Origin of the sequence: Terrirubrum flagellatum (assembly GCF_022059845.1) — a bacterium.
Taxonomy (GTDB): Bacteria; Pseudomonadota; Alphaproteobacteria; order Rhizobiales; family Beijerinckiaceae; genus Terrirubrum; species Terrirubrum flagellatum.
In genome coordinates this window covers 3919376-3931455 of the sequence record NZ_CP091851.1, presented here as the reverse complement: position 1 = coordinate 3931455, position 12080 = coordinate 3919376, and the positions used below count along the sequence as shown (strand labels likewise).

Below are 12080 nucleotides of genomic sequence, written 5' to 3'. Positions count from 1 at the left end.
ATGACGAGAGGAAGCCGCGTCAAGCCGCATGGCCCTCGGGCGCACGCTTCTTGAGGATATAGGCGACTGCCACGACGAAGACCGCGCCGATGATTGCCGCCGTATATTCGAGCCACTTCACCGCTTCCTTGCCGGTCGCGCTCTGATCGGCGCCGACCTGATGCACGAGGTGAGGCGCAGTCGACTGCAGCCACTCCAGCAGCTTGGGATCGCCGAGAAACATTTCACCGGCGACCCAGCCGAGCAGCGCCGCGCCGGCCCACACCAGGATCGGGAAGCGCGACAGGAGCGACATGATCAGGCCCGCGCCGACCACGATCAGCGGAATCGAAATCAGCAGACCAAGGATCAGCAGCGTAGTGGAGTCCTTCGCCACGGCGGCGATGGCGATGACATTGTCGAGGCTCATCACCACGTCGGCGATGGCGACGGTCTGCACCGCCTTCCATAATTTGTCGCTCGCCTTGATCTCGTCTTCCTTGCCCTCATTGTCCTCGATGATCAGCTTGATCGCGATCCAGAACAGCAGAAGCGCGCCGACGATGCGCAGGTAGGGCGCGCCGAGCAAGCTTGCGATGACGACGGTGAAGACGATGCGCAGCGCCACCGCCACGCCTGCGCCGAGGATCATGCCCCATTTGCGCTGTTCCGGCGGCAGGCCGCGACAGGCGAGCGCAATGACGACGGCGTTATCGCCGGAGAGAATGATGTTGACGCCGATGATCTCGAGCGCCTTCCCCACGACGCCCATATTGGCGAAAAGTTCAGCCCACGATCCAGACATCGGCGCGCAGAGGTTCCCAAAGAGCGATCACGCCTGCTAGCCGGTCGGGCCACGACGGGCAACCCGATCGAACTGCTGTCAGATCGCAGCGGCGATCGCTTTTCCTGCTTCCACGGTGTCGGCCTGACCCTTGAGATCGCGGGTGCGCAGCCGCTCATCGGCGAGGCCATGCTCGATCGCCTTCACGATCGCCGCCGCCGCTTCCGGCTCGCCGAGATGGTCGAGCATCATGGAAGCGGTCCAGATCTGGCCGACAGGATTGGCGACCCCCTGTCCGGCGATGTCGGGCGCCGAGCCATGCACCGGCTCGAAGAGAGAGGGGAAGTCGCCTTCCGGATTGATGTTGCCAGAGGGCGCGATGCCAATGGTGCCGGTGCAGGCTGGACCGAGATCGGAGAGAATGTCGCCGAACAGGTTCGAGGCGACGACCACATCGAATTTCTGCGGATTGAGCACGAAATGCGCGGTGAGAATGTCGATGTGATACTGGTCCCATGTGACATGCGGATAGCGTCTCGCCATTTCGCGCACGCGCTCGTCCCAATAGGGCATCGTGATCGAGATGCCGTTCGATTTCGTCGCCGACGTCACATGCTTGCGCGGCCGCTTTTCCGCGAGCTTGAAGGCGAAATCGAGAATGCGGTCGACGCCCTTGCGCGTGAAGATCGACTCCTGAATGACGAATTCGCGATCGGTGCCAGGAAACATCTTGCCGCCGATCGAGGAATACTCGCCCTCGGTGTTTTCGCGCACGACGAAGAAATCGATGTCGCCGGGTTTGCGGTTCGCGAGCGGCGCGGGAACGCCGGGCATCAGCCGCACGGGGCGCAGATTCACATACTGATCGAATTCGCGCCTAAAGAGAATCAGCGAGCCCCACAGCGAGACGTGATCGGGAATCTTCGCCGGCCAACCGACCGCGCCGAAGAAGATCGCATCATGTGAGCCGATCTGCTCTTTCCAGTTCTCCGGCATCATCCGGTTGTGCTTCTCGTAATAGTCGTAGGAGGCGAAATCGAAATGATCGAGCTCCAGCGAGAAGCCGAATTTCGACGCGGTTTTTTCGAGAACGCGCACGCCCTCCGGCACGGTTTCCTTGCCGATGCCGTCGCCGGCGATGACGGCGATGCGATATTTGCGGTTGGTGGGCTTGGTCATCGGTCCTTCGCCTTGTTCATTCCGTGAAAAACGTCTCGAATTCCTGCGCGACGATGTCGGGCAATTCTTCCGCGAGATAGTGCCCGCCTGGCAGCGATCTGCCGCGCACGTCGTCGGCGCGTTCGCGCCAGAGCTTCAGCACATCGAAGCAGCGATGCACGGCGCCGCGTTCGCCCCAAAGCGCCAGCATCGGGCAGGCGACTTTTCTGCCGCCGTCGGCGTCGTCATGGGCGATGTCGATCGTGGCCGCGGCGCGATAATCCTCGCAGCTTGCGTGGATGACAGCGGGGTCGCGGAAGCAGCGCAGATATTCGGCGAGCGCTTCCGGTTCGAACAGCTTCATGTCGGACGCGCGGCGGCTGGTCCAATAGAAGTCGGGATCAGCGCCGATCATCTTCTCCGGCATGGGCGCCGGCTGGATGAGAAAGAACCAGTGCCAGTAGGCGCGGGCGAAGGCGTCGGTCGCGTCGCGATACATCTCGCGCGTCGGCGCGATGTCGAGCGTTGCGAGCTTCAGCACGCGGTCCGCATGGTCGAGCGCCAGACGGTGCGCCACGCGCGCGCCGCGATCATGCGAGCCGACGAAGAATTTGTGATGACCGAGCGCCGTCATCACCTCGGCCATGTCCTGCGCCATGGCGCGCTTGGAATAGGGCGCATGATCCGGCGCGGATGGCGGTTTGCTCGAATCGCCATAGCCGCGCAGGTCAGGACAGATGACGGTGAAGCGCCGGGCGAGCCGGGGCGCGATCCGCCGCCACATGATGTGGGTCTGGGGATAGCCATGCAGCAGCAGGAGGGCAGGGCCGTCGCCCCCGATCCGGCACCGGATGGTCGCGCCTGCCGTCGGGATATCGTTGACGACGAATCCGGGAAAGAGCGCGTCGGCCGGCGACATGGGGAGGTCTGGAAACCTGTTCCTGCGATGAGGGGGCGAACCCTCGGGGACGCCGCAATCTAGGCTTGTCCTCCCACCCTGAAAACCGTGCAGAGCGTGTCCCTGATGCAACCCTGTGCTGAAAATCGCCCGCTGGCCGTTGCAAATGCATGCCGGGGCCCGCATAAGCTGACGAAACGCGAGCAATTTGCAGCCCTTTTCATGACTTTTTCCGCGCCCCGCCTGTCCCTTCCGCTGGTCGCCGCGCTCGCGTCGACGCTTGGGCTTTCGGCCTGCAATTACAAAGGCGTGCCGGACCCGGTGATTTCCTCCCGGGATACGGAATGGCTGGCGCTCGTGCCCAAGTCCGACATGGACCTGCAGTTCGAGCGCTACGAGATCAACGACCCCACGGGCGAAGCGCCGGGCACGATCATCGTCGATACGACCGAGAAGTTCCTGTACTTCGTCCTGCCGAACAAGAAGGCGATCCGCTACGGCGTCGCGACCGGCGACGAAGCCTTCGGTTGGACCGGCACGGCCGAGGTCAAGCGCAAGGCGGAATGGCCGCGCTGGACGCCCCCGGCCGACATGCTGAAGCGCTGGCCGCACCTGCTGCCGCGCGCCGGCGGCATGGAGGGCGGCCCGGACAATCCGCTCGGAGCCCGCGCGCTCTATCTCTATCAGGACGGCAAGGACACGCTGTATCGCATCCACGGCACCAACGAGCCGGAGACGATCGGCCGCTCGGCCTCGTCCGGCTGCATCCGGATGCGCAACATCGACGCGATCGACCTCTACAATCGCGTCGCGCTGAACACCAAGGTCATCGTCAAGTAAGAAGCCGACGGCGGCTTAGCCGCCGAGCCGCTTGCGCATGAACGCGCGGCGATGCCCGTCGGGCGGGGTCTCCGGGCCATTCTCCAGCACGCCGAATCGCTCATAGCCGAGCCTGACGTAGAATCGCTCGGCGCGGGCGCTCGACGTGTCGAGCCAGGCGTGATGACAGCCGCGCTTCCGAGCCGCCTCTTCCGCCTCGGCCATCAGCCGCGCACCAAGCCCCTGACCGCGCATGATCCGCGACCCAGAGCGCCTTGATCAGCAGCCAGCCATAGGAGGTTCCGCCGGCAAGACCGGCGATCAACGCGCCCTTTGAGTCGCGCGCCTCGAAGACGATCGGCTTGTAATCGCTTGGTGGATGATTGCCTGCGAGCGCCGCCAGAAGCTCGCGCTCGATCAGCTCGGCCGCGTGATCGGGATCGTCAGCCTGCCGGATGTTCTCATCCGGCATGGCGAGGCCTTATTTCAGCTTTTCAAGATAGGCGATCAGCTCGGCGCGGCGATCAGGATTGGTCACGCCGTTGAAGGCCATCGCCGTGCCCGGCACCGCCGCCTTCGGGTTGGCGAGGAACTTGTCGAGGTCCTCGGCCGTCCACTTTTCGGCGGTGTGGGTCTTCATCGGAGCGGAATAGCCGCTGAAGCTCGTGGAACCCTTGGCGCGCTCGAACACGCCGAACAGATGCGGGCCATTCTGGGCGCCGGCGCCGTCGGGCTTGAAGCTGTGGCAGGAGAGGCACTGCTTGGCGACGTTCTCGCCCTTGGCCGGGTCAGCCTTGGCGAGGCGATCGGCGATCGGCGCGACTTCGACCGGCTTGTCGCTCGCTCCCGCCGCATGTTCCTCCGCCGCGGGAAGATCGTAGCCGGGAACCGCCGGCTTCGGCGAATGGAAGATGCCCTCGGCGCCGATATTCAGACCCATCACGAACAGCAGGGTCCCCAGCACCGCGCCGGAGATCTTGTTGAACAGCAGCGGGTCCTTCCCCGGGGTCGTCGCGGCCATGGTCCGTCTCGTTGGTCAGATGGGCGGTGAATGCCGGATTGCGCCTGCCTTTGCAACTCGTATAAGCCCGGCCGCGGCTGCTACCTTTCGCCGCCTGAGAGGACGTCGCTCCTGATGTCGAATCCGATCATCGCCATTCCGGCCCGCATGGCCTCGACCCGGCTGCCGGGAAAGCCGCTGGCGGACATTCTCGGCGAGCCGATGATCGTTCAGGTCTGGCGCCGCGCGATCGAGGCTGAGGTCGGTCCGGTGATCGTCGCGACCGACACGCCTGACATCGCCGACGCGGTCCGCAAGGTTGGCGGCGTCGCGATCATGACCGAGTCCGGTCTGCCCTCCGGCTCCGACCGCATCCATGCGGCCATGGAGACGCATGATCCCGAGGGGAAGCACGACATCGTCGTCAATCTGCAGGGCGATTTCCCGACCATGGACCCGAAGGCGCTGGCGGCGGCCGTGCTGCCCCTGTCCGATCCTGATGTTGCGATCGGCACGCTCTGCTCTGTCATCGTCGATCCCGACGAGATGACCGCGCCGAGCGTGGTGAAGCTGATCGGCACGCATGTGTCGGAGCATCGGCTGCGCTCGCTCTACTTCACGCGCGCGACGGCGCCGACCGGCCCGGGGCCGCTCTATCATCACGCTGGCGTTTACGCTTACCGCCGCACTGCGCTGAAGCGCTTCGTGTCGCTGCCGCGTTCACCGCTGGAAGAGCGCGAAAGCCTCGAGCAGCTGCGCGCGCTCGAGGACGGCATGCGCATCGACGCCATGATCATCGATCATGCGCCGCGTGGCGTCGATACGCCCGGCGATCTCGATCGCGCCCGTTGGGCGCTGTCGCAGCGGGCTCAGCATTGATCATGTCGCAGGAGCATCTGTTGTGAAGGGCGTCATCGCATTCCAGGGCGAACTCGGAGCCAACTCGCACATCGCATGCGAGGAGGTGTTTCCCGACATGGAGCCGTTGCCCTGCGCGACCTTTGAAGACGCTTTCGCTGCGGTTCAGGATGGCGCCGCCGATCTCGGCATGATTCCGATCGAGAATTCGATCGCCAGCCGTGTCGCCGATGTCCATCATCTCCTGCCGCGGTCGGGCCTGCATATCATCGGCGAGCACTTCCTTCCGATCCGCTTCCAGCTCATGGCGATTCCGGGCGCGTCGCTGGCGACGATCAAGACCGCGCACAGCCACATTCATGCGCTGGGGCAGTGCCGCAAGATCATCCGCAAGCTTGGCATGAAGGCCGTCGTCGCCGCGGACACGGCCGGCGCCGCGCGCCAGGTGGCGGAGTGGAATGATCCCACGCGCGCCGCGCTTGCGCCGCGTATCGCAGCCAAGATCTACGGCCTCAACATTCTCGCCGAGGATGTCGAGGACGAGAAACACAATGTCACGCGCTTCATCATCCTCTCGAAGAAGCAGCAGCTCGCGGAGGCCAATAACGGCCCGACCGTCACCAGTTTCATGTTTCGCGTGCGCAACCTGCCGGCCGCGCTCTACAAGGCGCTCGGCGGTTTCGCCACCAACGGCGTCAACATGACCAAGCTCGAAAGCTACATGATGGACGGGCATTTCTTCGCCACCATGTTCTATTCCGAGGTCGACGGTCATCCGCAGGATATCGGCCTGGCGCGCGCGCTGGAGGAGTTGAACTTCTTCTCGCGCGAATTCCGCATTCTCGGCGTCTATCCCCGCCATCCCTTCCGCGACAGCTTCAGGGAAGAAAACTAGAGGGCTCTCCTCCGTCCCCGGTTCCATGAAGTGAGCGAAGCGAACGGAATGGAGACCGGGGTCCAGCGCAAGATGTTCGCGCCGAAGGCGCGGCGAGATTGATTATTGAGCGCTCGCTTCGCTCGCAATTCTTTTGCTGGATCCCGGACACGTCTCACTTCGCTGACGCTCGCTCGACGTTCCGGGAACGGTGCTCTGGACCACGCCGCCGAGCCGGGCGATGACAATATATGGACTCTGCTGCGCCCTCCCGCATCCGTCGCGCCCGCATCGAGGATGCGGACGCGATCGCCCATGTCCATCACCGGAGCTGGGAGGAGACCTATCCCGGCCTCCTGCCGCCGGAGCTGATTGTCCCGCTCGACGAACGGCTGGGACAGTGGCGTCGCATCATTCATGAAAACCCGGCCGGCGTCGGACGCTTTGTCGCGGAGGTCGATGCGCCGACAGTCGGAGACGACATGCGCTTCGCGCCAGCCGATGCTCCCGACGTTCGCATCGTCGGCATTGCGCAATGCGGTCCTGCGCGTGAGCCGGAGCTCGAAACGCGCTACGAGATCGGCAGGATCTATGTGCTGCGTGCGGCGCAGGGCGTCGGCGTCGGCAAGGCGCTGATGGGTGCGATGTTCGACGCGCTTCGCGCCTCTCATGTAGGCGGCGAGGATCGCTCGGTCGGCCTCTGGGTTCTCAAAGGCAATGACCGCGCCATCGAGTTCTATGAGCGCATGGGCGCGCGAGTCACGGGAACGATCAAGCGCGACGAACGACATGGCTTTATCGTCGAAGACGTCGGCATGAGGTGGGATTCCTTCTGACTTCTTCAGTTCAGCCGGAAGCTCTATTTTGTCGCGGCGCGCCCGCGCGGAAAATCATCCTGATCTTCTCGGGCGTCCTTGCCGTCGCAGGGTTGCGGTGATGAGATGCGCCGCTTTTCAGGCGGGCCGGGCTCGCGATGCGGGATTGCTGGAGGCGGCGATGATCAGGAAAAGACTGCGCGCGTTGGGTTTTTGGGTGAGCGTCGGCGTCGCGCTCTGCGCCTTCGAGGCCGCCGCCAAGGATGACCTCGTCATCGACATGGTCAGCGAGCCGTCGAGCCTCGATCCGCAGATCCAATGGAATCCCGACAGCTATTACGTCTATCGCAACATCTTCGATAATCTCGTCACCCGCGACGATAGCGGCGCGATCGTGCCGGAAATCGCAACCTCCTGGAAAAACATCTCCGACAGCGTCGTCGAGCTCGAAATCCGCGGCGACGTGAAGTTTCATGACGGCAAGCCGCTGACGCCGGAAGATGTGGCGTTCAGCGTCAATCGCATCATCGATCCCAAGCTCGGCAGTCCGCAGCAGGGCCAGTTCAACAAGATCAGGAAGGCCGAAGCCTCCGGCGCCAACAAGGTGACGCTGACGCTCGACGGCGCCTATCCCGCGCTGTTCGCGCAGCTCGTGAAGCTGTCGATCGTGCCGAAGCATGTGGTCGAGGCGGTTGGAAACGACAAGTTCAACCTCGCGCCTGTTGGCAGCGGCCCCTACAAATTCGTGGAATGGAAGCGCGGCGTATCCGTCGCGTTGGCGCGCAATGACGATTACTGGGGCCGCAAGGGTCAGTTCAAGACGGCTCTGTTCCGTGCTGTGCCTGACGCCGCGACACGTCTCGCCGACGTGCAGACCGGCTCCGCCGACATCGTGCGCGGGCTCGATTCTGATCTCGCGGGACAATTAAAATCATCGCCGCGCGCAAAGAGCGTCTTCGCGCTGACCGAACGCCTCTCCTACATCAGGATCAATCCGACCAAGCCGCCCTTCGACAATCTCAAGCTCAGGCAGGCGGTGGCCCATGCGATCGACAAGGAGGGGCTGACAGAAGGCATCCTCGGCGGCTTCGACAAGCCGCTCCCGCAGATGGTGACGCCGGCGCATTTCGGCTGGACCAAGGATCTCGCCGGCCCGCCCTATGATCCCGCCAAGGCGAAGGCGTTGATCGTCGAAGCCGGCCGCCCGCCGAAATTCGATCTGCTGATTGGAACCTTCTTCGATCAACGCATCGCGCAGGCGGTGCAGCAGCAACTGCGCACGGTTGGTTTTGATGTCGCGATTTCGCTCGTCGACACCGCGACCTTCCTGAAGGCGATCCAGCAGGGTGCGTCAGGTGGGCCGACGCTCGCGATCAGCACCTCGTCATGCGCCTGCCAGGACGCCGACGGCGCGCTCTACCAGATTTTCCACTCGGGAAATTCCTGGTCGATCGTCGAGAACAAGCAGATCGACGCGCTGCTCGATGACGGCCGCGCCACGCTCGACGAGAAAAAGCGGCTCGATGATTACGCGAAGATCGCGCACATCATCGTCGACGAGGTCCCGACCGTTCCGCTCTACCAGATGACGGCGATCTACGGGGCGAGCAAGGCGCTGCAATGGACGCCCACGCCCAACGAGAGCTTCTTCATCAACCGGATGGGCTGGAAGGATTAGAGCGCCGCCTCAGTCCAGCGGCTTGGCCCTGATCGCCATTTCGATGAACACGGCGAAGCTCGCCAGCCAGGCGATGCCGATCACGGTCATCATGATTTTTGCCCCCTGCCAGGCCGCCGCATTCTGCGGGGTCTGTTAAGGCGCGAGTTGAAGCCGCCGGCGTTTCCAACTCCTTTCGGCGAAGGCGCCAAACGCCTGTTTAAGTGGCGGAAATGGTCCCCGCCCTGATTTAACCTTAATGGTTGATGCGAATTTCGCCGCGCATTTAAGGCGTCGGGCGAGTTCGGAAAGCCGCTAGGCGACGATGAGCCGGCGGCGGATCAGCGCGCGAGATCGATCCTGAACTGCAGCTTCAGCACGTCCTTCTGGAACAGGTCGGGCTTGATGCCGGTATAGACGCCGCCGCATTTCTCGATCACCCGGCGCGAGGCGTGATTGTCCGAATTGCAGGTGATGACGACGAAGGGCAGGCCGACATCCCGCGCGATCGGCAGGATGGCGGCGAGCGCCGTGGTGGCGTAACCGCGGCCCTGTTTCCACGGCACGATGGCGTAGCCGATATGGCCGGAGGTGTAGTCGGGCAGCTCCGTCGTGCGATGTTGGAAGCGCAGATTGATGCGGCCGCAGAAATCGCCATCGCTGATAAAGAAATGGCGCGACGGCAGCCGCGGCTTCATGCGCCCGTCCGGCAGCACCATCATGCCTTCCTGCGCGTTGAGCGAAGCAAGGTAGGCCGCGCGGTCGGCGAGGAGTTTCTTCAATTCCTGCGCCGCCGCGTCCTGTCCGGCGAAGGGCGACCAGCCGCGCCTGAGCGCATCCTCATAGCTGTCGAGCAGCGGCAGTCGTGGCGTCTGCAACACGACATGCGGATTATCGGGGAGCGCGCTCATCCCTTCTCCACCCAATGGCGCAGGAGGTGATGCGCGATGGCGATCACGGGTGGGCACTGGATGCCGTCCGGATGCCGGTTCTCGAGGATCGACAAGGCTTCATCGCGCGAAAACCAGCGCGCGTCGGCGAGTTCATTATGATCGATGGTGAGTTCTTCGTTCTCCGCCTGCGCGATGCAGCCGATCATCAGCGACATCGGAAACGGCCAGGGCTGCGACAGGAGATAATCGACGCGCCCGCAGATCACGCCGGCTTCCTCGCGCGTCTCGCGCCGCACCGCCTGCTCGATTGATTCGCCCGGCTCCATGAAGCCTGCGAGGCAAGAATACATCGGCGCGGCGAAACGCGGCGAGCGGCCGAGCAAACATTTGTCGCCGATCACGCTGAGCATGATCACCACGGGATCGGTGCGCGGAAAATGCTGCGCCCCGCAATGGGGACAGTCGCGCCGCCAGCCCGCATGCGCCGGCTTCGAGGGCTGGCCGCATTTCGCGCAGAAGCGATGGGTCGCGTGCCAGGCGAAGAGCGCTTTCGCCATGCCGAGATTGGACGTCTCTTCCGGCGTGACGAAGCTGCGCATCGCGACCGTGCGCATGTCGGCTGCGCCATAGCCCTGCTCCTTCAGCGGTTCGACGAGTTTCGCATCGAGCGCCGCGGCGAAGAGCGGCCCATATTCGTCGGTGCCGAGAAAGGCGGAGTCAGTGGGCTCGCCAAGCTTCGCCGCCTCGTCGCGCGTGAACCAGGAAGACGAAGTTCCATCGGCGAGTCGTTTCAGGATCGGGATTTCGCCGGCGAACAGCAGCGTGCGCGCTTCTCTGTTGTTGGCGAGGCTGTCGATCCAGTCGGAATCGTCGCGTCGTTCGCTGTGGCGGTCGAGGGTGACCTGGGCGTAGCCCAGAAGAAGGGGAAGGGCGGAGGGCAAAGGGGATCTGCGATCGAAGAGTGAGTCGGAGGAGAGATTACGCCTGATCAGGCGATCTTTAAGGCCGCGCGCAGCATCTCGATCCGCTCTGCGCGCAGAGGTTCGGGATAGGGTCTGATCTCGCCGACGCCCCACACGGGCCGCGGCCAGGCGGCGTCCTCGGCGAAGCGCGCGATGATATGGATGTGAAGCTGCGGGACCATGTTGCCGAGCGCGGCGACGTTGAGCTTGTGGGGCTTGAACAGCTCCTTCATCGCCCGGCTGACCAGCCTGATCTCGCCTGAGCAGGCGCCGGCGTCCGCTTCGTCGAGATCGATCAGGTCGCGCATATTGGCGCGTCGCGGGACGAGGATGACCCAGGGAAAGCGGTCGTCATTCATCAGCAGCACGGCGCTGAGCGCGAGATCGCCGACTGGAAAGGTATCCGCCGCAAGCTGGGGATGGAGCGCAAATGTCATGCGGGCAACCAACGCCGCCGCGGGCGTCCTGACAAGGGGTGGGAGAGGTGATATACAGAAAGCCAATCCGCTTTCTGTATAGTCGTCGGCTGCGCCGCCATGTCCATCAACATCAAGAACAGGGAGGCCGAGCGCCTTCTCGCCGAGATCAAGCAGGCGACGGGGAAGGGGACCTCGGCGATCGTGCTCGACCTTTTGCGCGCCGAGAAGGAGCGGCTGGAAAGGAAGCGTGAGCTGACGCGCGAAGAGAAATGGGCGCGCGTCCGCGAAATCCAGGAGGCCATCAAGCGCGAGACGCCGCCGGATGCGCCCAGCTACGAAGAGATCATGGACGAGATGTATGACGAGTACGGTCTGCCGCGCTAGCTCTCGTCATGATGGTTGTCGACGGCTCAGTCATTGTGGCGATTGCGAAAGATGAGCCTGACGCGCGGGCGCTTTTTGAGCTTCTGGAAGCGTCGCCCTCCAATCTGATGTCAGCGGGTAATCTGCAGGAGACGTTCATCGTCCTGATCGGGCTCGGAGTGAAAGAGGTCGAAACGCGCGTTCAACGCATTCTCGATGAATGCGCGATTGTCATTGTTCCCGTCGATGAAGCGCTGGCGCGACTTGCGGCGGATGCGTTCAGCCGCTTCGGCAAGGGCCGCCACCCCGCCAAACTCAACTTCGGCGACTGCTTCGCCTATGCGCTCGCCAGGGCGCGCGGCCTGCCGCTCCTCTTCAAGGGCGGCGATTTCTCGCAGACGGATATTCCGGACGCCCGGATTGCACTCGCTTGAGGCCCCGCTTGCCTCCTATCCCCTGAGCGGCCATATAGCCGGCGGGAGGTTGGTGAGGGACGTACCACTCGCCAACCGGGTCAGGTCCGGAAGGAAGCAGCCCTAACGAGCACCGGGCGGGTCTTCGTCCAGCCTCCCACCCTCCACATCGATTCTCTGTCGGGAGC

General features: G+C 63.7%; 15 protein-coding genes and 1 other RNA gene. 8 read left to right on the top strand and 8 right to left on the bottom strand.

Annotated elements, in window-relative coordinates; translation table 11 throughout:
• Positions 1-19 precede the first annotated feature (19 nt).
• The 3 genes from L8F45_RS18915 to L8F45_RS18905 all read right to left on the bottom strand — a co-directional run bounded on the left by L8F45_RS18915 (position 20) and on the right by L8F45_RS18905 (position 2840).
• Positions 20-784 (bottom strand): TerC family protein, encoded by a 765-nt coding sequence (locus L8F45_RS18915; RefSeq protein ID WP_342359412.1) that lies wholly within the window; start codon positions 782-784, stop codon positions 20-22.
• 78 nt (positions 785-862) lie between these two features.
• Positions 863-1942 (bottom strand): tartrate dehydrogenase, encoded by a 1080-nt coding sequence (locus L8F45_RS18910; protein ID WP_342359411.1) that lies wholly within the window; start codon positions 1940-1942, stop codon positions 863-865.
• A gap of 16 nt (positions 1943-1958) precedes the next feature.
• Positions 1959-2840, bottom strand: coding sequence for an alpha/beta fold hydrolase (locus tag L8F45_RS18905; protein ID WP_342359410.1), 882 nt, complete (start codon positions 2838-2840; stop codon positions 1959-1961).
• A 201-nt stretch (positions 2841-3041) separates the two neighbouring features.
• On the opposite strand from L8F45_RS18905, the gene L8F45_RS18900 reads away from it, so the two are divergent.
• Positions 3042-3659, top strand: coding sequence for a L,D-transpeptidase (locus L8F45_RS18900; protein WP_342359409.1), 618 nt, complete (start codon positions 3042-3044; stop codon positions 3657-3659).
• 15 nt (positions 3660-3674) lie between these two features.
• On the opposite strand, the gene L8F45_RS18895 is transcribed toward L8F45_RS18900, so the two are convergent.
• A complete protein-coding gene (locus L8F45_RS18895) occupies positions 3675-3893 on the bottom strand; it encodes a GNAT family N-acetyltransferase (protein ID WP_342359408.1) in 219 nt (72 codons plus the stop codon).
• Between the two features lie 226 nt (positions 3894-4119).
• A complete protein-coding gene (locus tag L8F45_RS18890) occupies positions 4120-4659 on the bottom strand; it encodes a c-type cytochrome (RefSeq protein WP_342359407.1) in 540 nt (179 codons plus the stop codon).
• Positions 4660-4773: 114 nt separating this feature from the next.
• On the opposite strand from L8F45_RS18890, the gene L8F45_RS18885 reads away from it, so the two are divergent.
• The 4 genes from L8F45_RS18885 (at position 4774) to L8F45_RS18870 (ending at position 8863) form a co-directional block, all read left to right on the top strand.
• On the top strand, positions 4774-5517 hold the full coding sequence (locus tag L8F45_RS18885) for a 3-deoxy-manno-octulosonate cytidylyltransferase (protein WP_342359406.1): 744 nt from the start codon (positions 4774-4776) through the stop codon (positions 5515-5517).
• Between the two features lie 22 nt (positions 5518-5539).
• A complete protein-coding gene (locus L8F45_RS18880) occupies positions 5540-6391 on the top strand; it encodes a prephenate dehydratase (protein ID WP_342359405.1) in 852 nt (283 codons plus the stop codon).
• Between the two features lie 230 nt (positions 6392-6621).
• A complete protein-coding gene (locus L8F45_RS18875) occupies positions 6622-7206 on the top strand; it encodes a GNAT family N-acetyltransferase (RefSeq protein WP_342359404.1) in 585 nt (194 codons plus the stop codon).
• 160 nt (positions 7207-7366) lie between these two features.
• Positions 7367-8863 carry an ABC transporter substrate-binding protein gene (locus L8F45_RS18870; protein WP_342359403.1) on the top strand — a complete coding sequence of 499 codons (1497 nt, stop codon included), beginning with the start codon at positions 7367-7369 and terminating at the stop codon, positions 8861-8863.
• A 320-nt stretch (positions 8864-9183) separates the two neighbouring features.
• Here the strand turns inward: L8F45_RS18870 and L8F45_RS18865 are convergent, their stop codons facing one another.
• Genes L8F45_RS18865 through L8F45_RS18855 form a run of 3 tightly spaced genes read right to left on the bottom strand, consistent with a single transcriptional unit; the run spans position 9184 to position 11134 of the window.
• A complete protein-coding gene (locus L8F45_RS18865) occupies positions 9184-9753 on the bottom strand; it encodes a GNAT family N-acetyltransferase (protein WP_342359402.1) in 570 nt (189 codons plus the stop codon).
• A complete protein-coding gene (gene nudC, locus L8F45_RS18860) occupies positions 9750-10676 on the bottom strand; it encodes an NAD(+) diphosphatase (RefSeq protein ID WP_342359401.1) in 927 nt (308 codons plus the stop codon). Before nudC ends, L8F45_RS18865 begins: the two co-directional genes overlap by 4 nt.
• Positions 10677-10723: 47 nt before the next feature.
• Positions 10724-11134 carry an HIT domain-containing protein gene (locus L8F45_RS18855; protein WP_342359400.1) on the bottom strand — a complete coding sequence of 137 codons (411 nt, stop codon included), beginning with the start codon at positions 11132-11134 and terminating at the stop codon, positions 10724-10726.
• A 99-nt stretch (positions 11135-11233) separates the two neighbouring features.
• Between L8F45_RS18855 and L8F45_RS18850 the strand changes: the two genes are divergently transcribed.
• The 3 genes from L8F45_RS18850 (at position 11234) to ffs (ending at position 12054) form a co-directional block, all read left to right on the top strand.
• A complete protein-coding gene (locus tag L8F45_RS18850; RefSeq protein ID WP_342359399.1) occupies positions 11234-11500 on the top strand; it encodes a type II toxin-antitoxin system VapB family antitoxin in 267 nt (88 codons plus the stop codon).
• 8 nt (positions 11501-11508) lie between these two features.
• The gene (locus L8F45_RS18845) at positions 11509-11913 is read left to right on the top strand and encodes a type II toxin-antitoxin system VapC family toxin (protein ID WP_342359398.1); all 405 of its coding nucleotides are present in this window, start codon (positions 11509-11511) and stop codon (positions 11911-11913) included.
• Positions 11914-11956: 43 nt separating this feature from the next.
• An RNA gene (gene ffs, locus L8F45_RS18840) (signal recognition particle sRNA small type) lies at positions 11957-12054 on the top strand.
• The last annotated feature ends 26 nt before the right edge of the window (positions 12055-12080 follow it).

Excerpts from the sequence above, each read along its gene's own strand:
- L8F45_RS18915 (WP_342359412.1), bottom strand. The coding sequence starts at position 784 with ATGTCTGGATCGTGGGCTGAACTTTTCGCCAATATGGGCGTCGTGGGG.
- L8F45_RS18910 (WP_342359411.1), bottom strand. The coding sequence starts at position 1,942 with ATGACCAAGCCCACCAACCGCAAATATCGCATCGCCGTCATCGCCGGC.
- L8F45_RS18905 (WP_342359410.1), bottom strand. The coding sequence starts at position 2,840 with ATGTCGCCGGCCGACGCGCTCTTTCCCGGATTCGTCGTCAACGATATC.
- L8F45_RS18900 (WP_342359409.1), top strand. The coding sequence starts at position 3,042 with ATGACTTTTTCCGCGCCCCGCCTGTCCCTTCCGCTGGTCGCCGCGCTC.
- L8F45_RS18895 (WP_342359408.1), bottom strand. The coding sequence starts at position 3,893 with ATGCGCGGTCAGGGGCTTGGTGCGCGGCTGATGGCCGAGGCGGAAGAG.
- L8F45_RS18890 (WP_342359407.1), bottom strand. The coding sequence starts at position 4,659 with ATGGCCGCGACGACCCCGGGGAAGGACCCGCTGCTGTTCAACAAGATC.
- L8F45_RS18885 (WP_342359406.1), top strand. The coding sequence starts at position 4,774 with ATGTCGAATCCGATCATCGCCATTCCGGCCCGCATGGCCTCGACCCGG.
- L8F45_RS18875 (WP_342359404.1), top strand. The coding sequence starts at position 6,622 with ATGGACTCTGCTGCGCCCTCCCGCATCCGTCGCGCCCGCATCGAGGAT.
- L8F45_RS18870 (WP_342359403.1), top strand. The coding sequence starts at position 7,367 with ATGATCAGGAAAAGACTGCGCGCGTTGGGTTTTTGGGTGAGCGTCGGC.
- L8F45_RS18865 (WP_342359402.1), bottom strand. The coding sequence starts at position 9,753 with ATGAGCGCGCTCCCCGATAATCCGCATGTCGTGTTGCAGACGCCACGA.
- L8F45_RS18855 (WP_342359400.1), bottom strand. The coding sequence starts at position 11,134 with ATGACATTTGCGCTCCATCCCCAGCTTGCGGCGGATACCTTTCCAGTC.
- L8F45_RS18850 (WP_342359399.1), top strand. The coding sequence starts at position 11,234 with ATGTCCATCAACATCAAGAACAGGGAGGCCGAGCGCCTTCTCGCCGAG.
- L8F45_RS18845 (WP_342359398.1), top strand. The coding sequence starts at position 11,509 with ATGATGGTTGTCGACGGCTCAGTCATTGTGGCGATTGCGAAAGATGAG.